The 22,050-nt window shown below is 49.7% G+C and carries 23 protein-coding genes; 14 read left to right on the plus strand and 9 right to left on the minus strand.

Translation table 11 applies throughout. The features are described 5' to 3' along the window. Positions 1-6: 6 nt before the first annotated feature. Positions 7-897 carry a LysR family transcriptional regulator gene (locus DESTI_RS20955; RefSeq protein WP_014811981.1) on the minus strand — a complete coding sequence of 297 codons (891 nt, stop codon included), beginning with the start codon at positions 895-897 and terminating at the stop codon, positions 7-9. A 362-nt stretch (positions 898-1,259) separates the two neighbouring features. On the opposite strand from DESTI_RS20955, the gene DESTI_RS29230 reads away from it, so the two are divergent. Both DESTI_RS29230 and DESTI_RS20965 read left to right on the plus strand, forming a co-directional pair. After that, a complete protein-coding gene (locus DESTI_RS29230) occupies positions 1,260-1,979 on the plus strand; it encodes a DUF1573 domain-containing protein (protein ID WP_014811982.1) in 720 nt (239 codons plus the stop codon). 184 nt (positions 1,980-2,163) lie between these two features. Continuing rightward, positions 2,164-2,523, plus strand: coding sequence for a CGGC domain-containing protein (locus tag DESTI_RS20965; protein WP_014811983.1), 360 nt, complete (start codon positions 2,164-2,166; stop codon positions 2,521-2,523). Between the two features lie 138 nt (positions 2,524-2,661). Here DESTI_RS20965 and budA read toward each other — a convergent pair whose 3' ends face one another. After that, on the minus strand, positions 2,662-3,369 hold the full coding sequence (budA, locus tag DESTI_RS20970) for an acetolactate decarboxylase (RefSeq protein ID WP_014811984.1): 708 nt from the start codon (positions 3,367-3,369) through the stop codon (positions 2,662-2,664). Between the two features lie 190 nt (positions 3,370-3,559). Further along, on the minus strand, positions 3,560-4,411 hold the full coding sequence (locus tag DESTI_RS20975) for an ankyrin repeat domain-containing protein (protein ID WP_014811985.1): 852 nt from the start codon (positions 4,409-4,411) through the stop codon (positions 3,560-3,562). 335 nt (positions 4,412-4,746) lie between these two features. Here DESTI_RS20975 and DESTI_RS20980 point away from each other — a divergent pair, with 335 nt between their 5' ends. From DESTI_RS20980 to DESTI_RS29235, 8 genes are all read left to right on the plus strand, one after another. Continuing rightward, on the plus strand, positions 4,747-5,964 hold the full coding sequence (locus DESTI_RS20980) for an ABC transporter substrate-binding protein (RefSeq protein ID WP_014811986.1): 1,218 nt from the start codon (positions 4,747-4,749) through the stop codon (positions 5,962-5,964). A gap of 386 nt (positions 5,965-6,350) precedes the next feature. Continuing rightward, a complete protein-coding gene (locus DESTI_RS20985) occupies positions 6,351-7,247 on the plus strand; it encodes a branched-chain amino acid ABC transporter permease (protein WP_041286372.1) in 897 nt (298 codons plus the stop codon). Between the two features lie 8 nt (positions 7,248-7,255). Next, positions 7,256-8,212, plus strand: coding sequence for a branched-chain amino acid ABC transporter permease (locus tag DESTI_RS20990; RefSeq protein ID WP_014811988.1), 957 nt, complete (start codon positions 7,256-7,258; stop codon positions 8,210-8,212). Then, positions 8,213-8,950, plus strand: coding sequence for an ABC transporter ATP-binding protein (locus DESTI_RS20995; protein ID WP_014811989.1), 738 nt, complete (start codon positions 8,213-8,215; stop codon positions 8,948-8,950). Next, complete coding sequence (locus DESTI_RS21000) at positions 8,950-9,648, plus strand: ABC transporter ATP-binding protein (protein WP_014811990.1); 699 nt, start codon at positions 8,950-8,952, stop codon at positions 9,646-9,648. Before DESTI_RS20995 ends, DESTI_RS21000 begins: the two co-directional genes overlap by 1 nt. 405 nt (positions 9,649-10,053) lie before the next feature. Continuing rightward, complete coding sequence (locus DESTI_RS21005; protein WP_014811991.1) at positions 10,054-10,449, plus strand: hypothetical protein; 396 nt, start codon at positions 10,054-10,056, stop codon at positions 10,447-10,449. Next, entirely contained in the window at positions 10,446-10,754 is a 309-nt protein-coding gene (locus DESTI_RS21010; protein WP_014811992.1) for a hypothetical protein, read from the plus strand. Before DESTI_RS21005 ends, DESTI_RS21010 begins: the two co-directional genes overlap by 4 nt. Before the next feature lie 57 nt (positions 10,755-10,811). Next, the gene (locus tag DESTI_RS29235; RefSeq protein ID WP_014811993.1) at positions 10,812-11,729 is read left to right on the plus strand and encodes a restriction endonuclease; all 918 of its coding nucleotides are present in this window, start codon (positions 10,812-10,814) and stop codon (positions 11,727-11,729) included. Between the two features lie 79 nt (positions 11,730-11,808). Here DESTI_RS29235 and DESTI_RS21020 read toward each other — a convergent pair whose 3' ends face one another. Together DESTI_RS21020 and DESTI_RS21025 are read right to left on the minus strand one after the other, a co-directional pair. Beyond that, positions 11,809-12,918 carry a PQQ-dependent sugar dehydrogenase gene (locus tag DESTI_RS21020; protein ID WP_041286373.1) on the minus strand — a complete coding sequence of 370 codons (1,110 nt, stop codon included), beginning with the start codon at positions 12,916-12,918 and terminating at the stop codon, positions 11,809-11,811. Positions 12,919-13,037: 119 nt separating this feature from the next. After that, positions 13,038-14,267 (minus strand): MFS transporter, encoded by a 1,230-nt coding sequence (locus tag DESTI_RS21025; protein ID WP_014811995.1) that lies wholly within the window; start codon positions 14,265-14,267, stop codon positions 13,038-13,040. 323 nt (positions 14,268-14,590) lie between these two features. Between DESTI_RS21025 and DESTI_RS21030 the strand changes: the two genes are divergently transcribed. Both DESTI_RS21030 and DESTI_RS21035 read left to right on the plus strand, forming a co-directional pair. Then, positions 14,591-14,881 carry a nucleotidyltransferase family protein gene (locus tag DESTI_RS21030; RefSeq protein ID WP_041287422.1) on the plus strand — a complete coding sequence of 97 codons (291 nt, stop codon included), beginning with the start codon at positions 14,591-14,593 and terminating at the stop codon, positions 14,879-14,881. Then, positions 14,878-15,219, plus strand: coding sequence for a HepT-like ribonuclease domain-containing protein (locus tag DESTI_RS21035; protein WP_014811997.1), 342 nt, complete (start codon positions 14,878-14,880; stop codon positions 15,217-15,219). The genes DESTI_RS21030 and DESTI_RS21035 overlap by 4 nt, the downstream gene beginning before the upstream one ends. A gap of 48 nt (positions 15,220-15,267) precedes the next feature. On the opposite strand, the gene rtcA is transcribed toward DESTI_RS21035, so the two are convergent. Genes rtcA through DESTI_RS21050 form a run of 3 tightly spaced genes read right to left on the minus strand, consistent with a single transcriptional unit; the run spans position 15,268 to position 18,542 of the window. After that, entirely contained in the window at positions 15,268-16,308 is a 1,041-nt protein-coding gene (gene rtcA, locus DESTI_RS21040; protein WP_014811998.1) for an RNA 3'-terminal phosphate cyclase, read from the minus strand. Positions 16,309-16,317: 9 nt separating this feature from the next. Next, positions 16,318-16,992, minus strand: a complete 675-nt coding sequence (locus tag DESTI_RS21045; RefSeq protein WP_014811999.1) for an SOS response-associated peptidase — start codon at positions 16,990-16,992, stop codon at positions 16,318-16,320. Positions 16,993-17,039: 47 nt separating this feature from the next. Further along, positions 17,040-18,542 carry a GNAT family N-acetyltransferase gene (locus tag DESTI_RS21050; RefSeq protein ID WP_169316388.1) on the minus strand — a complete coding sequence of 501 codons (1,503 nt, stop codon included), beginning with the start codon at positions 18,540-18,542 and terminating at the stop codon, positions 17,040-17,042. Between the two features lie 380 nt (positions 18,543-18,922). On the opposite strand from DESTI_RS21050, the gene DESTI_RS21055 reads away from it, so the two are divergent. Beyond that, positions 18,923-19,609 (plus strand): glycosyltransferase family 2 protein, encoded by a 687-nt coding sequence (locus DESTI_RS21055; RefSeq protein ID WP_014812001.1) that lies wholly within the window; start codon positions 18,923-18,925, stop codon positions 19,607-19,609. 46 nt (positions 19,610-19,655) lie between these two features. Then, on the plus strand, positions 19,656-20,357 hold the full coding sequence (locus DESTI_RS21060; RefSeq protein ID WP_014812002.1) for a hypothetical protein: 702 nt from the start codon (positions 19,656-19,658) through the stop codon (positions 20,355-20,357). A gap of 152 nt (positions 20,358-20,509) precedes the next feature. On the opposite strand, the gene DESTI_RS21065 is transcribed toward DESTI_RS21060, so the two are convergent. Next, on the minus strand, positions 20,510-21,511 hold the full coding sequence (locus tag DESTI_RS21065) for a P1 family peptidase (protein WP_014812003.1): 1,002 nt from the start codon (positions 21,509-21,511) through the stop codon (positions 20,510-20,512). Between the last annotated feature and the right edge of the window lie 539 nt (positions 21,512-22,050).

The following is a 22,050-nucleotide window of genomic DNA, read 5'->3' on the forward strand; positions in this document are numbered from 1 at the left end:
CGGTATCTATCCATTCCCTATGATATCTCTCGAGATCTCGAGAAACGATTGCAATGAGGGGGACAGCCATTTCTCCTTGTGCCGAATCATGAGAACCGCTGTCTCCATGAGCTCCTCCTCCCATCGCAGAACTGACAACTCGCCTCGGGCAATCTCAGCCCGAACTGTTATTTCTGGAATCATGGTGACACCCTCACTTATTGCCAGACAAGCCTTGAGCAATTCCACGCTGTTGAATTCCAGTACGGTCTGCGGCTTTATGTTCGCTTCGGTCAACATCTGCTCAAATGTCATTCTGTAACCGCAATCGGATTTTGCCAGAAAAATCGGCTGATCGGCGAGATCTTTTATGGACACTTTGGTTCTTTGAGTTAAAGGATTATCCGGATTAGACACCATGAGGAGTTGTTCAAATCGCAGCGGCTCTGCAACCAGACTTGCCGAATTAATTGAGTCGCCAAGCAAAAAAGCCAGATCAGTGACGCCGGTCTGAAGTTCATGTTCCAGACTGTGAAACGCGCAGGTATGAAAGTTGAAGCTGACCTTTGGGAACTGCTTGCGAAATGCGCCTACCACGCCAGCCAAATAGGTGTTGCCTATACTTTGGGGGGCTCGGATTGTCAGTGACCCTTGAGGCTGATCCCTCCCTTTCACACCGGCCATGGTTTCGGCCTCAATATCAAGCATTTTCTGAGCGTACTGGGACAATAGCTCGCCTGCTTCCGTGAGCACTATCCCTTTGCCCAACCTGTCAAAAAGCTTTACCTCGAGATCCTCTTCCAAGGCCTTTATCTGAGCCGATATGGTCGATTGCGCGTAGTTCAACACTTCCGCCGCCCGGTTGAAGCTCAAAAGTGTGGCTACGGTTCGGAATGTCTTCAGTTGACGGAGTTCCATATGCATGAGTCCTTATCGAAAAAAACGATTGCACCCATCAAAATTACTCGTTTGACTCAAAATAAATGATCTATTAAACCTAAGTCAGACACGTGACATGAGTCAAGATTTGTTTTCCCAAGGATGGCTAGGCCGATCGCGATGGGATCAACGGTATTTTCGCAAATGTCAGAATTTTTGTCCGATTGCGAAAAGCGCTTCTCTAAAATCGGTGGGTGCCGTGCCTCCGTGCCGGCACATTTTTCATAAGAAAATCGACCAGTTCGGCACGGCAGAGACGCCGTGCCCTACCGTTCCATATAAAAGATCCGGTGTGCGAAATCCTATAAGCACTCACGGAATGCAAAGGAGATCTGACCGTGATGCGACTCACTATACTCATCGGGTTACTGTTATCTTTGGTACCGACTTTTTTGCCGGCCGGAACCGGTCCGAAGATCGGCTTCTCAGAACTGGAACACGATTTCGGAGACGTGCGCTACGGCGACTCACCGTCTGTAGAGCTGACTTGCACAAACACGGGCGACGATATCCTGATCCTCGGACGAATAGAGTCATCCTGTGGCTGCGCAAAAGGTATACGCGGAAATCTGAGAATAGCACCCGGCTCTTCGAGCAAGATCTACGCTCAAATAGAGACTCTGGGCATGCCTCCGGGACGGCACTCCAAGACCATTTCAGTCCATTCCAACGATCCGGAGCACCCCAGGACCAGTTTGAGGCTGACATTCAATGTGATTCGGCACTTGGTCATCAATCCGGATTTCTTGGCCGGTCGCCTGTCCGAACCGGATAAGGACGCGGTATTCGACTTGAGAGCTACCAATCATTCGGCAAAAGTCATCGTTTTGAAAACAGCTACGGTCAATTCGAGTGAAGCACGCTTGATTCCAGACGAGGTTGTTGTGCCACCAGGGGCACAAACGCGTTTTCAACTGTCTGTCCGCACGAAGCCTGAACAAAATCAGGCGCATGTGAAAGGCGTGGCATTGATCGAGACAAATGACGCTCTCGAAAAAATATTGCCGGTCCGCTATTTTATCCAGTTTCCCAAGAAGAAAGACGTGAGCGGGCGTAATTGATACTGATTCGCTTCTCTTCTCATAATCTGGGAGGCTGGAGGTATCCTTCGCTCCGGACGACGCAGAGCCGTCTGATCACTCCGCTCAGAACACCCCAGCCTTCGCTATCTTATATGCGTAACTGCGAAATGGTGTGACTACCGATCTGCCGGGGGTCAGGCGTCGTTTCGACAAGGAGGAGGACATGGAAAAGATACTGATTATAGGTTGCAGGAAGATCATGGATGAAATCTGTTTTGCTTGTAATCGCTGCTTTACTGCTTTTAATCTGAATCAAGGCGAATTCGTCCGGTACGGTGAGCACGAGGCCGAGTTGATAGGTCTCACCGCCTGTTCGGATTGCCCTGGCAAGACGTTGGTCCCAAGGTTGGCCCTTCTATGGAATTCACCTCTAGGGGAGGAACCGACCAAGATTCATCTGGCTCCATGTGTGGTCAAGTGTCCGCATGGACAAACCATTGCAGACGACGTGAAATCGAGATGCGGGATAGAGATTATCGAAGGCACCCATCCATATCAGCATGTAGGAGCCATTTTCGGATGATTGTGAACTTCGTTTAACGCATTACCGATTTGCTTTCAAAGTTGAACGAAAATCCCCTCTACCCCCCCTTCATAAAGGCGGGAATGGGGCGATTTTGAATGCAAATTGGTACTGTGCGCCAAATGGCCAATTCAAGCGTTAATTCGAGCCGATCAGTCGAACGTTGAGCTGAGATACGGTTTCAAAGCTGCCTTGGGCTTCTTCTGTGCTGCAATCCAGCATATGCCCGCCGATAGTCCTGTCATCCGAGATGAAATGGAAATGGTATCCCGGTACGTTTACTCCATTCATGAAATCGGGAAATCGGAACCCTACGAGAGTGCCGCGGACGTTTGTATGTTCGAAAATCGCCTGTTTCTTAATTACTTCGTTCAAGGCGGGATAGGGTTTTGACTGTTTTGGCACGCTCCGGAGCTTTAGTTTGCTGAAAAGCCCGTCAATTCTCATGACGTATACAGCGGACCGATCCGGTATGCGAGCATCGATGGCAGCATGGAGCTCATCCGCGTTGTTCGCTTTTGCCGAAAATTCCGTTCCCGCGGTAATCGAGGAAATCGTCGCGAAGGGGGTCAGTTCGGAATCCGAGATTTCGTACACTTTGCCGTCATCCCTTATCTGGAAGAATCTCCCGTCCACGGCAATCATTTCCCCATACAACCCATTGACCGTACCTATTCCCGTATTACCGTTTTGTTTCAGTTCTCGAAAGGTGACAGGGCCGTCATATTGTCCATTTGCGAAAGAAGCGAATGTGGACACCTGGAACAATTCCGCGGGCCATGCCACCTGCGAAAGACCTGCCAACACGGTCAACATTATTGCAGTGCATAAAGAACGATGTTTCATTTTAACCCTCTTGTGAAGAAGACTCACACTGATTCGCTTTTCTTTTCATAATCTGGGGGAAGGCTGGAGGTATCCCTCGCTCCGGACGACGCAGAGCCGTCTAATCACTCCGCTCAGGACACCCCAGCCTTCGCTATCTTATGTGCACAACTGCCAAATGGTACATTTGCTCATCCAATGGCACAAATAACTATTGATTTGTAGAGCTGAGAAAATTTACCACCTCGGCTTTGCCTCGTGCGCGGGCCATATCGAGAGCGGTTTTTCCTCCTTTTTCCTTGAGAGTCGGATTTGCTCCGTTCTCCACGAGTAGTTTTACCATATCTATGTCGCCTTCGTGGGACGCAATCATCAGAGCAGTGCCGCCGGAATTCTCCGTAGCATTGACATCCGCACCACGTTTCAAAAGCAGTTGTGCAATGGGAACCAACCCGCGTACGGTCGCATGCATAAGCGGAGTAAACCCTTCATCGTCTTTTGCATTCACGTTTGCACCGCTTTCCAGGAGAATGCGAACTGCTTCGGTTTTTCCCTGCTGACTGGCCCATGTCAGTTCGGTCAACCCCTTCGGTCCTTTGCTATCCACCTGCGCGCCGTGACGGACAAGAACTGCAATCGCCTCAGAATTGCCTTTTCTTGCGGCTTCGGCAAGTGGAGTCATCCCCTTATTATCCGGCACATTGGGATTTGCCCCGGCAGCAAGAAGCATGGTCGTGAATCCCAAATCCTGGCGGGATACAGTGTCCAGGAGCGCCGTGATACCCTTGTCGCACTTCGCATTGACGTCAGCCCCGTACTCGAGGAGAAGCGCTGCTGTAGTGGTATCTCCTTTTGTGGCTGCAGCCATGAGAGCGGTTGCGCCATTTGTCGCTCGAACGTTTACGTCAGCACCCTGCTCCAGGAGGCGCCTGGCTTCGGCGGTCTTTCCGTCCAGCACAGCTTGTATGAGGACTCTGTCCCTATTTATATAATTTGATAATATTACGCTACCGGAAAGTGCCACAAACCCTAACAATGCAAGGATCCAAAGCTTTTTCGACATCTTTTAACTCCACATCGCGTTCTGGAAGGACATTATAGTATGAACTTGCTTGAACAATGGCACAAGTCAAACACGTGGAGTTCTCGACGAATATGGGCACTATCGAGGAAAAAATAGGATCGTGAGAAACCCGCGAACGGAAGATAACTTTTAGCTGATCGCACCGGCGATCCCGCCCGTAATTCTCTATTCTTTTGCTCAGCTCTTGCACTCTTTTCTTTGAGAGCCTATTCTCATGAGCCAGTTATTGGGGTAACATACACCTGCGCCCCGCGCCATATCCGTATGGCTACTCCGGATCACCGGCTAAATTCCAGAAAGACAGGAGCATTGCGATGCGAAAGATCTCATGGCTCATCGTGTGTGTCGGGCTTGTCATAGGACTTGCGGCAGGGACAACCCAGGCCGCAGATCCGATTAAAATAGGCATTATCGACTCTTATAGCGGACCGCCCAGCACGTATACCAATGACGTGAAGGACGGTTTCAAACTGGCGATAGACCAGATAAATGCAAAGGGCGGTGTGCTTGGTCGGCAAATCACGTTTGTGACACGGGACGACAAATTTAAGGTCGATCTGGGACTCAGCGCTGCAAAAGAGCTTCTCATGAGAGAAAAGGTAGACCTCTTGATGGGTACTATCAACAGCGCGGTGGCTCTTGCCGTTTCGGATCTGGCCAAGAACGAGAAGATCCCGTTCCTGGCGACCTATTCGAAGAGCTCCAACATAACGGGGGCAAAGGGTCACAAATATGTGTTTTCCATGAACGAGAACACCGAGATGGCAGGGAAAGCAGCGGCGGTTGGGTTGGCCAAACTGCCTTATGTTAATTACTGGATCGCCGGGGACGATTATGAATACGGCCATGCCATTGCAGATGGCGTTTGGAATAACTTGAAGAAGTTGAAACCCGACGTGAAACTTCTGGGCCAATCATGGTGGAAGGTGGGAGAACCGGATTTCACGCCGTACATTACCTCTATGCTGAACGCCAAACCCGATGCAGTAATCGTAGCTACCGGCGGAGCGGGATGCGTTCCCTTCCTGAAAGCGGCAAAAGCAACCGGTTTCAACGAGCGTGTTCCCTTTTTTATGCATACGGCCTCTGAACTTTCCACGCTCAGACCGCTAGGATTGAATGCTCCTGAAGGAGTTATAGGAACCTCCAATTACTTCTTCTATTATCCTGACACTCCGGAAAACAAGGCTTTTGCACAAGAGTTTGAAAAGGCGTACGGCAGAAAACCTTCTTTTGGAAGCCTCATCGGATGGTTTACAGCTCAGTTCATTGCCAAAGCTTATGAGAAGGCGGGAAAAGTGGATCCTGAGAAGTTTGCGGAAGCTCTCTCCGGAATGACGATTGATTCTCCCATCGGAAAGCTCACCGTAAGAGCAGAGGACAACCAGGTAATGCTCCCGATGTTCATGGGCAGAACCGCGAAAGGCAAGGGTCATGATTTTTTGATCGCTACCGATATCGTGACAATTCCTGCCGATCAGCTCATGCCCACAGTGGAAGAGATAAAGAAGGCGAGGGAGGCGGGAAAATAAAGGATTTCCGGTTCCGGAGTCGTTTCGTTCCAGGATTGCTTAGAGGTGTTTTTGGACGGAGCTCGGGCATAGGCTAACTCAAGCTTATTTTGTCTTTTGTTCTGGAGGAACAGTTGATAATAGGCCGGCGATTCATCGCCGGTTACTAGGCAATTATAGCAATTCCTGAGTCCCAGAGGGACGGCTGATACCCGGCAATAAATTACCGGGCTATTTTCTTCCGTCCCTACGGGACGAGGAGATTTGCAGGCAAAGTTTGCATGGGGGTTTGTAGAACCGTTCTTACCAAAAGGTCCCCAAGATCTTACTGCTTTAAAAACGCATTCGCATGGGCCATTTCACTGCCGGTATCACTCAGGATAGGGGTTATCGGCAAAGGTCGTAGCATGGAATTTGGTGTCAACATAACTCTTTCTGCGCTTGCGCAACAATTTGTCGTAGGACTGAGCAGAACTACCATACTGTTTATTGTCTCATCGGGTTTGAGTCTGGTCCTTGGGGTGTTGAGGATTCCAAACCTTGCCCATGGGTCTCTCTATATGTTGGGCGCTTTCCTCTGCTATTCCATAGCTGTCTTCCTGGGCGGAGGACCAGTCGGATTCTGGGGGGCAATCGTTCTGGCCCCCTTGGCGGTTGCGCTGATCAGTCTAGTCATTGAAAGAGGTCTGTTCTGCCATTTGTATGATAGAGAGCACCTGATGCTGCTTCTCTTCACATTCTCATTCACGCTTCTCTTCCAGGATTTGGTAAAAATCGTTTGGGGTTCTGACTACAGGTCCATTTCTGCACCCGAAGTACTGCAGGGATCTGTGCCTCTTTTGGGAATGCCGTTTCCCAAGTACAATCTTTTTCTGTTGATCGTGGGACCGATTGTAGCTGTGGGATTATGGTTCCTGATCAACAAAACAAAAATAGGGAAGATTTCACGGGCAGCAGCCGTGGATCGTGAGATGGTGGCTGCAGTCGGTATCAATGTGAGCTGGGTATTTGCATCGGTGTTTGTTATCGGGTGTTTTCTCGCGGGCCTGGGAGGAGCATTGGTGGCACCCACTCAGAATATTACGCAAGGGATGGATCATTCCCTCATTATGGAAGCTTTTCTCATTGTCATCATAGGCGGTCTGGGAAATATCTGGGGGGCTCTCCTGGGAGCACTCATATTCGGCCTGACGGATTCAATCGGGATTCTCGTTTGGCCGCAATTCGCCATTGTATTTCCGTACATGGCAGTTGTAATCGTGTTGCTCTTTCGGCCCAAGGGGCTGCTTAAAGCAACCTGGTGAGGAAAATTGTGCTGAACGAATCCACACATGGAAGAATGCTCGTGTTCGGTCTGGTCTTGGGGATCGTTCTCGTGCTCTCGCCGTATTTTCTGTCCAGGTATGACGTTTATTTTCTGGCATTGATTCTGGTAACCGGATTGCTGGCCACGAGCCTGAATCTCGTGCTTGGCTTCGGGGGCATGTACCAGTTCCATCATGCCGTGTTCTACGGAGTCGGAGCATATTCCGTCGCGCTGATAATCACCAAGACCGATCTTCCCGCGTTCGTGGGGTTTATTGCAGGTCCCATCGTTGCCGCGATTCTTGCAGTGATTATGGGGCTCATCTGTGTACGGTTATCCAAGCTTTACTTTGGCATGCTTCAGTTGTCCCTGGGGTCTCTGGTCTGGGCATTGGTTTTCAGATGGTATTCTTTTACTGGTGGTGATGATGGGATTCACGGTATTCCGTTGCCGTCGATAATCTCAACCGATAATGGATCGTATTATCTGACACTTGCAGTGACTTTGGTCTGCATGGCCCTGATGTACATCATACTGAATTCGCCGTTCGGGAGAGTTTTCCAGGCCATACGTGACAATCCGGAAAGAAGCGAGAGCATAGGCATAAATGTGCATCTCCATCAACTGGTCGGCCAGGCCGTAGCGGGGTTTTTCGCAGGGGTAGCCGGAGTTCTCTTTGTAGCAGTTGAGAAGTCCGTATTTCCCGATCTGCTGTTCTGGAGCCGATCGCTCGAAATATTGATCATGTGCCTTCTCGGAGGCTGGTTCACCTTCTTGGGACCCATGCTGGGGGCGGCGATAATCGTTAGTCTCAGGATCGTCTTAAGCGCCCATACGGAATATTGGACTTCTATCCTGGCCGTTATTCTGATGCTTCTCATCTATTTTCTGCCCGAAGGCGTGCTCGGGTATTTTCAAGAGATTGCAAAGCGACGCCAGACGAGTCGTCAGACTGGAGCATAAATGCTGAGCGTCACAAATCTGGAAAAAACGTTCGATCGGTTTGTTGCGGTAAACGATGCTAATCTGGATGTGCAGAAAGGCGAAATCGTAGCGGTTATCGGACCGAACGGCGCAGGGAAAAGCACGCTTTTCAAGCTGATAACAGGTCATCTGAAGCCTGATAAAGGCCGGGTGATTTTCAAAGGCGAGGACATCGCCGGACTCTCTGCTCACGAAATATGCAATAAAGGAATCAGCCTTTCTTTTCAGATAGTAAATATCTTTCACAGGCTCACGGTTTTCGAAAACGTTCAAGCAGCAGTTCTTTCCCGCCAAAAGAGGACTTTCAACCTGTTCTCCCAGGCTGCGAAGCTTGCAGTCCGGGAAACTATGGAAATCCTGGAGAGTGTGAATCTTGGGGGATCGGCCAAAAGGGTTAGCGGATCTCTGTCCCATGGCGAGCAAAAGGTGTTGGAAATAGCTGTTGCGCTGGGTAACGACCCCGAGTTGCTCATACTTGACGAGCCGACGGCAGGGATGTCACCGGAAGAGACCTTCGCAACCATAGCCCTGATTAACAAACTCACTTCTGAATTGGGACTGACCATTCTCTTTTGCGAACACGATATGGAGCTGGTCTTTTCTATTGCCAACAGGATCATGGTAATGCACCAGGGAGTATCAATTGCTCAGGCCGCACCTGATGAGATAAGACAAAACAAGCAGGTACAAGAGGCCTATCTCGGAGGGCACGAGTAATGCTCGAGCTCAAGGAAATCCACACCTACTACGGCTTGAGTCACATCCTTTTCGGTGTGTCTCTTTATGTAGCCAAAGGAGAAATCGTCTCTATCCTGGGACGAAACGGTGCAGGAAAAAGCACCATTATGAAAAGCGTGATGGGTTTGACTCCGCCACGTGCCGGCTCGGTCATATTCCAGGGTGACGACATCACGGGAATGAAGCCGCACCTGGTAGCCAGAAAAGGGGTCGGATTCGTCCCTGACGACCGGCGAGTATTCGCCGATCTTACGGTAGGTGAAAATCTGGAAATCTCGGAACGTAATACCGAAGGACAAAACCCCTGGAACAAGAAGCGTGCGTACGATTTTTTTCCGCCTCTCCGACGCCTGGACAACAGGAAAGCCGGATTCCTGAGTGGTGGGGAACAACAGATGCTGACCATCGCACGAGCATTAATGACGAATCCCGAGTTCCTGCTCCTTGACGAACCCACCGAAGGACTCGCTCCTCTCATCGTGGCCATGCTCGAGGAGCAAATTGTTGCGCTGAAGCAATCCGGGCTTACGGTGCTCCTTGCGGAACAGAACCAGCGAACCGCTCTCAAATTAAGCGATAGAGGCTATATCATCGATAACGGCGCTATCAAGTATCACGGGAGCATCGAAGAATTGAGGGCTGACGAGGAAATACGACGAAAATATCTCCTGGTATGATTGGCACTGTTGTTTCAATAATTTGTCACTATCGTGAATTTGCCGAATTGATTCAACGGATTTTTCGGCAAGTCCTTTCAAAGCGGCAAAACTGAGAGCCCTTCTACAGAGAATTTACGTCCTCATAGTAAAGCAACCCAGAATCAGATGGAATTTCCTGGAATAGGCCTGGCACATCATAAACATGGACCCAGTCTTAGGAAAAAGCATCTATGTGGTAACAAGTTGGTGTCATGTCCTCCGTCAAATCGTGCATGAGTACCATTTTGCATTCATGAGAGACGTGTCAAAAAACTAGTTCGACATACAGTCTAGATACGCCCTTGAAATTTTCTTGGAAGCGCGTAAAATCATACACACGCTGTTATCAGCGATTGACTGACAGACATGACCTGGTGGAAAGAGATGAAGCTGTTGCGATGGGCATTATTCACAGTTATTGCGTCCTTACTACCCATCTGTTTCAATTTAATTTACTTGCGGCTTTCCAAAGTGGCCCCTACATTGGAACTCTTGATGTCTCGCGGAGAGTTGCTACTCGTTATAACGGCTATAACAGCAACGGCTGCTGGTGAATTGATACCTACGAGTGACAAACTGGCTAAAACAAAAATGATAGTTTTGGCTGCTTGTTCTTTGGTCACTCTTTTGTCTTCCGTTGGATTCGCATTTGTCTCAACCACAATAGCTGTTCAGCGCGATATTGATTCAGCTTTTGTACTAAATGCTTCTGGTGGCCTCTTTTTAGCCGCACTTCTGGCTGGTGGAGGTTCTATTTTGTTGAGTGGAGACTCAAAATGATGATCGAAGAAGTGGTGTACATACTTGTTGGCGCAAGCATCATTTTGTCAGGTATTAGTTTCGTATTGGCGCTGAAAGTCCGGTTAGGGCGACGATTGCGTGATGCGTCAGATAAAAGCAAAAGCCAACTAGACAACCAGACGAATCGTTCGTTGATAGGCCGTGTCAGCGTAATAGGCATGAAGTCGCAGTGGACGGTGCAATCTTCACTTAGTCTCCAGACGGACGAATTTGTCAGTGCCCTCGAGAAAGAGGGCCGATTCGGGAATGCTTGCCTTCCGAACACATGTTGCCCCAGACCCTAGAATAGGGACAGCATAGGGAAAGAAGCGTCCCTCATTCCGGTTCAGGAAGGTGCGCGAATGGATGCAGATTTATATTCACAGGCAATAGAATATGAGCAACTGACTCAGGCGGTGTACCAAGCAATATGGAAGACCAAAGATATAGGCAACATAACTGTAACTAGAAACGGGAGATTCAAAGGAAGATCGGGTGTCGAACATCAAATTGATGTATTCTGGAAGTACGAGAAAGACGAGCAGATCCAGACCATTATAATTGAATGCAAGAATTACTCGTCCAATCTCACTTTGGAAAAGGTCCGAAACTTTTTTGGTGTATTAAAAGATCTTGAAAACACTCCAGAGGTTGGTTCCGTCAGAGGTTTGCTAGTCACCAAAGTGGGATACCAGAGCGGGACAGCCGATTTTGCGAAGTTCTACGGTATTGGATTAAAATTGTTAAGAAAGCCTATCGAAGCCGATTGGAAGGAGAGAATAAAGAATCTTCATTTTGAAATTGTAGCGAAGAGCCTAGTGAGCACTCCCGAGCATCCTATTGAGTTGAAATTATTCCTACGAGCCTCTACTAAAGAGCAAGCAGCTAGATTGCAAGCTACTGAAGCCGAAGGTAAATTGAAAATTCCTCTAGGACCGAATCTGAAATTCTTGGATCTGAATGGCGAAGAGTGCACTGATGAAATTGGTTGGTGGTTGCCACAGGCGTTGAATTGCTTGGATAAAGAGGAGGGAGTTCTCTATGAAGAGGCAATAAAGATGGGAGATCTTTACATCCGTTTGGATTTGGGGGGACCCGAACCGGAACTCGTAGAAGTAATTGGCCTCGTCGCGAAATATTACGTGGAAACCATCGCTTTCAGCGAGACTATTATTCACGGTCAGGAAATAGTGGAAGCAATTTTGAAAGATCATTTTACAGACGACGTTGAATTCGTAAAGTACCGCAATGACGAAACTTTATTTCACAATCCCGGGTAATTTCAGTTGACCTAATAGCCACCATCCATTTACCTACTGGATTTCCTAAATCCTGCTAAGCTCTTGACCGTCCTTTTTCTTACGGCGTACGGTACTGTATTCGGTACACCACTCCGGCACTATCGTCGGAAACCAGGAGCGCACCATCAGGCATCACGAGCACATCAACGGGTCGTCCCCATTCAGTTTGTCCCTGGAGCCAACCTTCTGCGAATACCTCGTATTTGAGATCTTTCCCCTGCCCCCTGGCTAAGGTGATCCGATATCCGATTTTCTTGCTTCTATTCCAGGACCCATGTTCCGCTATGAAGATTTGGTCTCTGTATTCCTGAGGGAACGAATTGCCCGTGTAGAAACGCATACCCAGAGCAGCTACGTGCGGACCGAGCAGCAGTCTTGGTGCAACGAATTCTTTGCAGGATCGTGCTCGTCCGAACTCGGGGTCTGGAATTGTACCGCCGTGACAATAGGGGAACCCGAAGTGCAGACCTTTTTCAGGGGCGGAATTCAGCTCGTCCGGAGGTACATTGTCCCCCATCCAGTCCCTTCCGTTATCCGTGAACCAGAGTTCTTTCGTAACAGGATGCCAGTCGAATCCCACGGTATTACGTATCCCATGAGCAAAGATTTCAAGTTGAGATCCATCGGGGTTCATCCTCATGATGGAAGCGAAACGCTTGTCTTCGGGATTGCAGATATTACAGGGGGCACCTACCGGAACATACAGCTTTCCATCCGGGCCGAAAGCTATGAACTTCCATCCGTGGGTTTCTTCTGAAGGAAAGCTGTCGTTTATCACCACCGGTTGGGGGAAGTTTCGCAGCCGCGAATCGATGTCATCGAATCGGAGAATTCTGTTAATCTCAGACACATACAAAGCATTGTCGCGAACTGCCACGCCATTTGGTGAATGCAGGCCTTTGGCAACCGTGATTACCTCTCCCGCCCTGGTGGGATCGGGACCAGCCAGGAGGGCATACACTTTTCCTTCATCTCGGGTGCCGACAAATACGATTCCGCCGAGTCCGAGCGTCAGCGAGCGTGCTCCGGGAACCTTTTCCGCATAGACACCGATAGTGAACCCCGGAGGTAGTTTGATCTTATCGAGATGAAGCTTCTGTGCGATACAGGACTCTCCGTGAGATCCCGAGAAAACTGAAATCATAGCGAAGAAGCACAATAATTTCATGACACATCGGAACACGTGTATTCCCTCCCCCACTGCAGTTCATTCCATACAGTATACGACAATTCACAACTCAGAAAGGCGGAAAGATCGGGAAAACACCTCCTGGAAGAAGCCGCTTTTCAGGCGCTGGTATGGGGAGGACTGGCCGGAGTGGGTGGTTTTACGAATGAGACGAGGATAGATGAGACAACGCAGAAGGCTCCCAAATAGCCGAAAACCACCACAAAATCTCCTTTGGTGAAATCCAAAAGGTAACCGCTGAGCGATGGTCCGATTGGACCGGCAAGGAACCCGTATGCTGTAAATATCAGCCCGAAGATGGCCCCGAAATGTTTTATGCCGAAACAATCAGTGACAAGAGGGGCCGAGGCACCAAGCAGAGTTCCAAAGCCCAACCCGATTGCTGACGCGAGAAACACAGCCAGAGAGAGCCAATTGCAGTAAGGCAACACCAGATAGCATATTCCTGCTGCAAGAAACGTTACGCTCATGGTCAAGTTCCTGCCGAATATGTCTGACAGAAAGCCTCCTGTAAATCTTCCGACCCCATTGGTGACATTAAAAGCAGTGAGAATCAGGACGGCCGATTCCAGGCTCCACCCCTTCGCGAGACCGAATGCAGTGCTCAGCGTAATCATGGCAATTCCCGCTGCCCCCTGAAGAGCACAGGTGAGCCACAAAAACCAGAAACTGCGCGTCCTTACAGCTTCATTTACCGTGAGTGAGCGGCCCACCAGCGGTAAGTTCGGCCCTGCCGCATGCATCTGAGCCATAGAAGGAGACCTGGACGGACCGTCCGTGAACTGGGCGGCGACGGTTCCGGCGATTAACGCGACCGCTGCCAGCAAAGCAATCATTTGGAAATAGCCCAGAGACTCAAACAGAATCCCGAATACTGGAGCCATTATTGCGGCCGAAGCACCGAAGGTGAAATTCACTATCCCAGCGACCAGACCTCTGTGCATGGGAAACCATTTTTGCACCACGGTCAGTGAAGGGATATAGATGAAGCACGATGCCGCGCCCAGCACAAAGGACCAGACATACAACGAAATGAGATTCGACGCGTACGCTGCTGCAAAAATGTCCAGGCCGGCAGCTATAACACCGATGGTAATCATGCGCCGGGGGCCGACTTTTTCCTGCCATCGGCCTACAAGGAACATGAAGACTCCTACAGCGGCAAGGTTGAAGAACAAAATATTGCCGATTGCTCCTCTACCCACCTGGAGCGTCTGTTGCCAGTAAGGAGCCATAACACCCGGAAATCCGAAGACGAATGCTCCGGTCCAGAAAATGCACGCAGAGCAGGCGACAATAGCGATAATGCCTCGTTTCTGTTCTTGCATAGAAGCCTTACTTTCAGAGATTCTCCAACCCAAATAATGCTGAAGCATGTTTCAGGAAATTGCGGAATTCGTCTGTTGAATGCACGGGAACAAAGCAGGATACAGACCATCCTCGCGAGAGAGTATTTTTTTGGTTATGACCACATGTGAAGTCTTGGGGAATCACCCGGATGTTGTCAATGAAAATCAACTCAGTCAGTTAGTTAGTACTCTGCAGTTATGGACGGAGATGAACAAGATTGGCATGGGAGGAAAGGTACGGTATTGTTCTGAGAAAGGTCTTGATCCTCCGAAGATACCAGAAAAATTCAAGGGTTATCGGCATGGTAATTGAACAATTGCTGAAAGAAAAGAGAGAAGAGATACTACAGATCGCTCACCGCCACGGAGCCAAGAATATACGGCTGTTCGGCTCCGTAGCCCGTGGAGAAGCCAATGAATCAAGTGATATCGACATGCTTGTTGAAGTTGGTGAAAATACTTCCCCCTGGTTTCCAGGAGGTCTGATAGCTGATTTGGAAGAATTATTGGGCAGACGGGTCCATGTCGTCACGGTCGGAGCTTTGCATTCATATATTCGGGACCGAGTATTGCAGGAGGCGGTTCCTTTATGAAAGACGATCGGCTCTATCTCGTACATATCCTGGATTGCATCGATCGCATCCTGCATTTCACGATTGACGGTAAGAACGCGTTCTTGGCTGATCGCAAAACGCAGGATGCTGTTTTGCGGAATCTTCATACTCTTTCCGAATCAATTCGGAGAATCTCAACCGATACGAAGCTCAAGTATCCTGAAGTACCGTGGCGAGAAATCAGCGCCTTCCGCAATGTTGTTGTACATGATTATCTGGGAATAGAGTTGGAACGAATTTGGGATATCGTTGAACGAGACCTCCCGTCTCTGAAGATGCAGATCAAAAGCATTCTTGACGAGTCGGAGGGACCGTGATCGCAAGAAACGATTTTCTCTACTTCGCGTAACTGAACGATTATCTTTCTAGCGGACAAATCCAATTCCCTGTATGCGCAGAAGATTTCCCTGCTGTTCCGTGTGGGCGCCGAGCAGCAATCGAACGAGCCAGAGATTCGATTCCACATGGTCTGTGAAGAAAGGAATGGTGTATTCCGAAGTTCCTTCAGCCAGGGCGGCAAACAATATGAGCTGATCCGCAAGATGCCGGTCCGTTACCGCTCCGGATTTCAGGTCTTCAAGGAAAGACCTCGTGACAAAATCAGCAATGGATTCGGAACTCCGGCCCTGCTTTCCCGCACGATCCGCGCCGAGAATAGCTCCTGTCGAAGTTTCAGCCCATACCACCAGTGCTGCTCCCCTCTGAGCCGCCGAGCTATCATGCAGCTTTTTGATTTCTGCCCGGATTTTCGAGCGCTGGAGATTTTCAAGCGTTCTCTGTGCCATACGCTCTGCAACCATCTGCTCTTCCAGGTGAGAAGCGAGTGCTATTCCTTGAACTGTAGCTATTGTGCCTCTGTCTTTCAGCACCAAGGGAAGAAGTGGTTTACGCGACGGCTTGACGGTCAGTAGCAGCTCGCCTTGTCCCTGGGGAACATATCCGGGTCTGTTCATGCGGAGTTCCACGTGCGCTCCCATGCGCCGCAAAAGCGGTATGAGCACGTGTTCCATGTGGAAGAATGGCGGAGCGAAATCTTGAAACAGTCCGCCGATGATTTTGACCGTGGACGGGCCTTCAGCAAACAGAAGCTGAGGGATAAGGCTGAATGCAGCCATAGTGGTCGATCCGGCAGAACCGATGTCAAAATGGTAATTTCCTCCTGAAATCACCGGTCCCGGTCTGTAGAGAATCTCCGTGGATCCCACTTCAGCACCTTCAACAGTTCCGCCGGAAATGATGCAGCTCGCTCGTATGGCTTCCAAGTGCTGTTTTCTGAGTCCCGGTTTATCCCGCTTCTTCCTGATCTGTACAATGCTGAGAGGCTCGCGTTTCAGAGTCGCAAGTGCTACTGCATACCTGAGAATTGTTCCGCTTCCTGAATACATCGATCCGTCAATGTGTATCATTCGGCATTCCTACTCCAGAGTAATCGGTTCTATGCAGTCCGGACCCTCGTACGTTGCCCTGTTTACTCGATCGCCTACGGGAACAGCGGCCATGAGACTTCCAGGAAACGGGAGCAGTAGCTTAAGAAGCGGTTCGCAATTCTTTGTCTTCGGGTCGAGCCATGCATCGTACAATTTCGGTGGGAGAATTGCAGGCATTCGGTCGTGAATGGGAGCAATCAACTCATTGGCCGGCGTTGTTATGATCGTGCAGGACTGTATGGATTCTCCTTCCTGACTTGTCCATCGATCCCAGAGACCCGCGAACACGAAAGGACTTGAATCCGCCATCTTGAGCAGAAAAGGCTGTCGCAGTTTTCCCTCTCTTTTCCATTCGTAAAAACCGTCCGAAGGAACGAGACAGCGTCTGAATTCTAGAGATGTTTTGAACGCCGGTTTTTCATGCAGCGTCTCGCAACGAGCGTTGAGCAAGCGAGATCCAATGGATGCATCCTTTGCCCAGGAAGGAATTAATCCCCACCTCACCCGAACACATTCACGGCCTCGTGTTGCCGGATTCAGCCGAATTATGGATATGTCCTGCGTAGGAGCGATATTGTATCGCGGAGCTTCTTCGTAGAATTCCACCTCAAATTTCTCGGACAGACTTGCTGTGGGAGTCATCAGGACGAATCGACCGCACATAGAAACGTGGCCTCTTTGCGAGAGGAGATGAAATCCAATCCTGGATGTCAAACTTCCCGTCTGTTGGGATCGTGAGCTTCCACATAGGAGAGAATCTCTTTTCCCATTTCAGAATGCACTTTGATCAACGAATAATCCAGCTCGATATTGTTGAAGTACTGAAGCATGAGTGTGTTTTTTCCGGGTACAATTCCCGAGAAGAAGAACCCGAGCTTCTCGAATTCCTTAATCATGACATGAGTTTCAGGCGCCATCATGCTAATTTCCAGTGCTATGACATCGTACTGAGAAAAGCGCAATTCTCGAAGCCGCGCCGCCACATGCTGCACAACATTTGAACCGTATTCTCGCACTTCTATTTTCGCGAAGCCTGGAGGCATCGAACCCGCTGCTTCAACTCTAATGTGAGGTTCCGACTCGTATCTGAGATCGTGAGCATCGGGGATCTGAAAAACAACATCCACCCCCATGGACGCGTACAGTCTCTTTACCATTCCTCTATGGTGCTCGGGCACGTAAAGTGTTTGTGAATGCTGTTTGATCAGATATTGGAATTCCATGGTGAACGTTTCCCGCTGTTTGAGGTGTTCGGTTATACCGCGAAAAGTCACGTTTTCCGGCGCGTACGCCAGGATCATACCGCAGGACCTGAATCCGAGTCTTTCCGAGACGCTCTGGGAAAATGTATGGTTCGTGACTGCACGCACGTACAGGCCGACGAGCCCTCGAGTCCGACCTTCTTTAATGAGAAATTGGGTCAGGTCAACAAGGCACCCCATCCCCCGGAACTCGGGCTGCACCACCGCCTGTCCTATTTCCGCGACTCGGGCGTGCTCGTCTATATTAAAGATAGAGCAGTGTCCGGCGAATACACCGGATTCGGAAAATGCTACTGCAGAGATAATGCTGCCTGCTTCGTTCAGGTGCGCCATGCGGTCCGGATAGTAGATATGGTCGTATGCGTAGGTGTATCGATATGCTTTGTACACTGCTTTTGCAACTTGCACCGCTTCTTCCGGGCGCATCAATCGTACGTGAAATCCGCCTTTTTCCAATGATGAAGGACGCACTTTTGGTGGTGCATCGAATACTTTCACATCACATGCATCCAGATAATCTTCCACCGTTTTGGTTGTGAGATGTTTCGTGAGGTGAACTTCTTTGCCGTCTCCAAGCCCGAGAATCCTGACTTCATCCATCATCCTGCGCATCTTTTGAAAACCGGTTTCCGCCGAGCTGCCGGATGTGCGGTTGATTATACGCTCAGCGTCCCAGGGGGTGCCCCGGTCCTTGACGACTATGCCGATTCCTGTCGGAACTCGTTCGCAGGAAATGGTGAATTCCGCACGTTCATCCGCTCGGAAAGCGTGCTCGATTACATTGCACGCTGCCTCGTACACTGCTGTTTCGATCTCATGCACATTCTGCTCGTCAAATCCCATTGCCCTGGCAACCTGGCTGACATAGCTCTGTGCCACCGGTATGTATGATTCATTGTTCGGAAGCCTCAGTTCCGAATATGAGCATTTCGGTATTACTTCGGTAAACATATCCGTCATCATTTTCCCCGGATTTCATCCCCTCTATTGTTCTTACGGAGACAATATGGACACTTGTGGCATCCTATGATAGTCCATTGACTGATACCGATGCGCTTTCATGCAAGTAACATCGATAAGCTTGTTCATTGCCGACCCTGGCAAATCTCCTCCGCTACGAACGGCGCAGCCTGACTTCGCTTCGGGGATCTGCCAGGGCCGGCTTCTTCCAATGTCACTTCTTTGGACGCGCATTTGTATAAAGCTGTTCTCATACGTTGTTCCTATTCAAGCTCAGAATTTCGGCTTATCGACAGAGAACCGGCTGCAGACAGGCTGCATCGCTTTCACTGTGACATCAAGGTTTCAGATTACCAGACTTAGGACGCTTCATGAAATTTTCCGTTGTAATCCCGTGTTATAATGAAGTGAACACTATCTCCGAAATTGTGACCGCCGTGCGGAACAGCCCTCTGGAGTCAGTGGAAATAGTCCTGGTTGATGACGGGTCCACAGACGGCACCAGAGAGCTAATTCAGACCGTGATCGCCTCGCGGGTGGATCGGGTCGTTCTTCACGAAACAAACCAGGGAAAGGGCGCAGCCCTGAGATCAGGGTTTTCTGCGGCCACCGGAGACGTTGTGATCGTCCAGGATGCAGATCTGGAATACGATCCCCAGGACTATCCAAAACTTATAGCTCCGTTTCTTTCAGGGAAAGCCGACGTGGTGTATGGATCGCGGTTTATCACCGGAGATCCGCGGCGGGTTCTGTATTTCCGTCATTATCTCGGGAATCAATTTTTGACGTTTTTATCCAATGTCTTTACGGACATCAATCTTACGGACATGGAAACGGGATACAAAGTATTCCGCCGTGAAATATTGGCCAAGATTACCATCGAAGAAAACCGTTTTGGATTCGAGCCTGAAATTACTGCCAAATTAGCCAAACTCAGACCCAGAATATATGAAGTGGGCATATCCTATACCGGGCGCACGTACGAGGAAGGCAAGAAAATCACGTGGAGAGATGGTTTCCGGGCCATTTATTGCATCATTAAATACTGGCTCAAATAGCGACTTCCTTCTATTTGGAGAAATCGTTTGTTCGACAAGAGAAAGTATGATTAGAGCCTTGATTAGGAAATATCCTGCAGGAACGAAGCCGGTTTTCACAAGAACTGTGAACCCACAGCGTGCCGTTAGCTGCGCAATGATTCTGATCATGGGCCTGGGCATGTTCGACCTCGGTCATGGCTTTGGCGCTGAATTGCGGGTTCCTCCTTCTGGGCAGCCGGAGCAGATGGTGTCTCGGATCGATTATGATCCGAAGTTGACGGATCCGTTCTTCAAGGTAAATGAGTGGAGCTATCCGGATTACGACCTTGAAGGAACTCCACTTCATAAGAGGCCTAAAAACCCCCCGCGATTGAGGCATACAGCCAAATGTTTTTCCACCTCTCTCGGGCAGGAGCACCGCGTCAGATTCTGTGAAGCCAAGTTACTGGATGGCGTGATCGATCTCTTTATCCATGAAGATAATCCGGCATTTTTTGATCAATTGACTATTCGGATCAGAAATGGAATGTTCACGTGTCAATACTGGACTGGGTACAAAGCACCGGGAAAAGGAGACTGGATATGGACAACGAAACGGCAAGAGTTGACGCTGGACAAGAAGGTGTACGAGAAAGGCGATTTGATCAAAGGCAGGATTGATTTCGAGTGCGCAGAGAAGCCAACCAATCCGAAGTACATTTGGAAATATGGTGACTATCTGGCAACTATCAAAGTCTACGGGGTCTTCAGAACAATTGTTAAGTAATCTACCGGAAGATTCTTTCGCGAGGCATGGGATCACTGCGCTCATCGCAGTGACAATCATTGATTCTGTTGCTGACTGATCAATTCCTGCGCTGTTCGCACACGTGTATTTTCAGACTCTTGATGGTACGGCTTACGGGGTATTCCCCCATTTCACTTGCCTCCATCGCTGCGTTTCACATCTTTCCATGCAGGCAACACTCCAAAGCCATCCGCGTGTTTGACCGCTTTTATTACTGCTCGCTGCAGGGCCTCTTGAGCCATAAGCGCTATTCTGTTGGGGTCTGCGTAGTCTTTTCCGACGCCCAGGACAATTGTGAGGTCGCCGTCCACCTGCGTGTGAAACGGGCTTATTACGCGACTCAGACCTAGCGTGGCCTGAACCGCGATTCTCGATGCAGCGATTTTGTTTAAGCTCGCGTTGACCGCCACCACGGCGAGGGTGGTATTGTCCACTGAGATTCTCCTGGATTCCGCTTTTCCCTGGAGAAGAAGAGCGCCTGCATCCGCAAATTCGTGAGAATCAGGAGAAATCCGAGCACCGGCAAGGATTTTTCCATCTTCACCCAAAATGTCGCCGTACGCATTCACAATAACGAGCGCCCCCACCACGAGATCGTCGGAAACACAGGAAGCTGAACCCTGGCCTCCTCTCATCGCGTGTCCGATCCCGAACAGTTTCCCGATACTTGCCCCGGTTCCTGCTCCGAAGCTTCCCTGCCTTACCGGATCGTCCGAAACATTTGAACATGCGTGCATGCCCATTTCCCGATCCGGACGAACCGAGCCATCTCCCACATTTAAATCGAATATGGCAGCAGAAGGGACTATCGGGACAGTGTGACCCACCACAGGAAAGCCTACCTGGAGAGCTTCCAGTTGCGAAAGGACTCCACCGACTGCATCGAGTCCGAATGCGCTTCCACCGCAAAGACAAATACCGTGAATACGATCTACGCTGTGAGCAGTACTCAATGAATCAGTCTGCCTGGTGGACGGAGCACTCCCGCCTACATGACACCCCGCGGTCGCGCCTTCGGAAGGCGGCAGGATTACCGTGACTCCCGTTTTCGCGTCAAAATCTTCCGCTGTGCCCACGCGTACAGCAGAGACATCCGTTATATCGTCGCGTATGCCTGAATTAGTCTTAGTCATGAAAAAGAACCTCCCGTTCAAAGCAGCATCCGGGAAACCTTTTTGTAAATTGATGATGCCGTTAACTCAGTTCCGGATTGAAAGCATCGGCTTCATCAACTGTCATTACATGGTCTTGGCATTGCGGGCGCAGCCGCTGTAGGGGCGGGCCTCGTGCCTGCCCGTCCCGGATGACCGGCACGGAGGCCGGTCGCTACCGGGCACCCACAAGGGATGCCCCTACCCGGTCCGCATTGGCCCTAACCCGCCGGACCATGAACATCTGAATTTCTAACTGACTCTCAGACTGAACTAAGGACAAAATCCAATTGTGAAAAGGTTCCCAGATGCTCCAAAAACTTTCAACACTTGTCTAATTCCGGGTTTTTTCGAGAGAAAGAACTCGGAATTAGACAAATATTAGAAGTTCTTGTGAAGGGGTTCGGGCCCCGCGAGACGCGGGGTTACAAGAAGGGTATCCCCGATATACTTCCAACAGGTATCTCATGGTAACGTGGATCTTTCATGCATATTCTCGGTTCGAGACAAAAAATTTGCTT

This window comes from Desulfomonile tiedjei DSM 6799, from assembly GCF_000266945.1.
GTDB classification, from domain to species: domain Bacteria; phylum Desulfobacterota; class Desulfomonilia; order Desulfomonilales; family Desulfomonilaceae; genus Desulfomonile; species Desulfomonile tiedjei.

Coding starts and splice junctions, on each gene's coding strand:
- DESTI_RS21020 (WP_041286373.1), bottom strand. CDS start 12,918: ATGAAATTATTGTGCTTCTTCGCTATGATTTCAGTTTTCTCGGGATCT.
- DESTI_RS21025 (WP_014811995.1), bottom strand. CDS start 14,267: ATGCAAGAACAGAAACGAGGCATTATCGCTATTGTCGCCTGCTCTGCG.
- DESTI_RS21065 (WP_014812003.1), bottom strand. CDS start 21,511: ATGACTAAGACTAATTCAGGCATACGCGACGATATAACGGATGTCTCT.
- DESTI_RS21055 (WP_014812001.1), top strand. CDS start 18,923: ATGAAATTTTCCGTTGTAATCCCGTGTTATAATGAAGTGAACACTATC.
- DESTI_RS29230 (WP_014811982.1), top strand. CDS start 1,260: ATGCGACTCACTATACTCATCGGGTTACTGTTATCTTTGGTACCGACT.
- DESTI_RS21060 (WP_014812002.1), top strand. CDS start 19,656: ATGATTAGAGCCTTGATTAGGAAATATCCTGCAGGAACGAAGCCGGTT.
- DESTI_RS21010 (WP_014811992.1), top strand. CDS start 10,446: ATGATGATCGAAGAAGTGGTGTACATACTTGTTGGCGCAAGCATCATT.
- DESTI_RS21000 (WP_014811990.1), top strand. CDS start 8,950: ATGCTCGAGCTCAAGGAAATCCACACCTACTACGGCTTGAGTCACATC.
- rtcA (WP_014811998.1), bottom strand. CDS start 16,308: ATGATACACATTGACGGATCGATGTATTCAGGAAGCGGAACAATTCTC.
- DESTI_RS20955 (WP_014811981.1), bottom strand. CDS start 897: ATGGAACTCCGTCAACTGAAGACATTCCGAACCGTAGCCACACTTTTG.
- DESTI_RS20965 (WP_014811983.1), top strand. CDS start 2,164: ATGGAAAAGATACTGATTATAGGTTGCAGGAAGATCATGGATGAAATC.
- DESTI_RS20995 (WP_014811989.1), top strand. CDS start 8,213: ATGCTGAGCGTCACAAATCTGGAAAAAACGTTCGATCGGTTTGTTGCG.
- DESTI_RS21045 (WP_014811999.1), bottom strand. CDS start 16,992: ATGTGCGGTCGATTCGTCCTGATGACTCCCACAGCAAGTCTGTCCGAG.
- DESTI_RS21005 (WP_014811991.1), top strand. CDS start 10,054: ATGAAGCTGTTGCGATGGGCATTATTCACAGTTATTGCGTCCTTACTA.
- DESTI_RS21035 (WP_014811997.1), top strand. CDS start 14,878: ATGAAAGACGATCGGCTCTATCTCGTACATATCCTGGATTGCATCGAT.
- DESTI_RS20975 (WP_014811985.1), bottom strand. CDS start 4,411: ATGTCGAAAAAGCTTTGGATCCTTGCATTGTTAGGGTTTGTGGCACTT.
- DESTI_RS20985 (WP_041286372.1), top strand. CDS start 6,351: ATGGAATTTGGTGTCAACATAACTCTTTCTGCGCTTGCGCAACAATTT.
- DESTI_RS29235 (WP_014811993.1), top strand. CDS start 10,812: ATGGATGCAGATTTATATTCACAGGCAATAGAATATGAGCAACTGACT.
- budA (WP_014811984.1), bottom strand. CDS start 3,369: ATGAAACATCGTTCTTTATGCACTGCAATAATGTTGACCGTGTTGGCA.
- DESTI_RS20980 (WP_014811986.1), top strand. CDS start 4,747: ATGCGAAAGATCTCATGGCTCATCGTGTGTGTCGGGCTTGTCATAGGA.
- DESTI_RS21030 (WP_041287422.1), top strand. CDS start 14,591: ATGGTAATTGAACAATTGCTGAAAGAAAAGAGAGAAGAGATACTACAG.
- DESTI_RS21050 (WP_169316388.1), bottom strand. CDS start 18,542: ATGTTTACCGAAGTAATACCGAAATGCTCATATTCGGAACTGAGGCTT.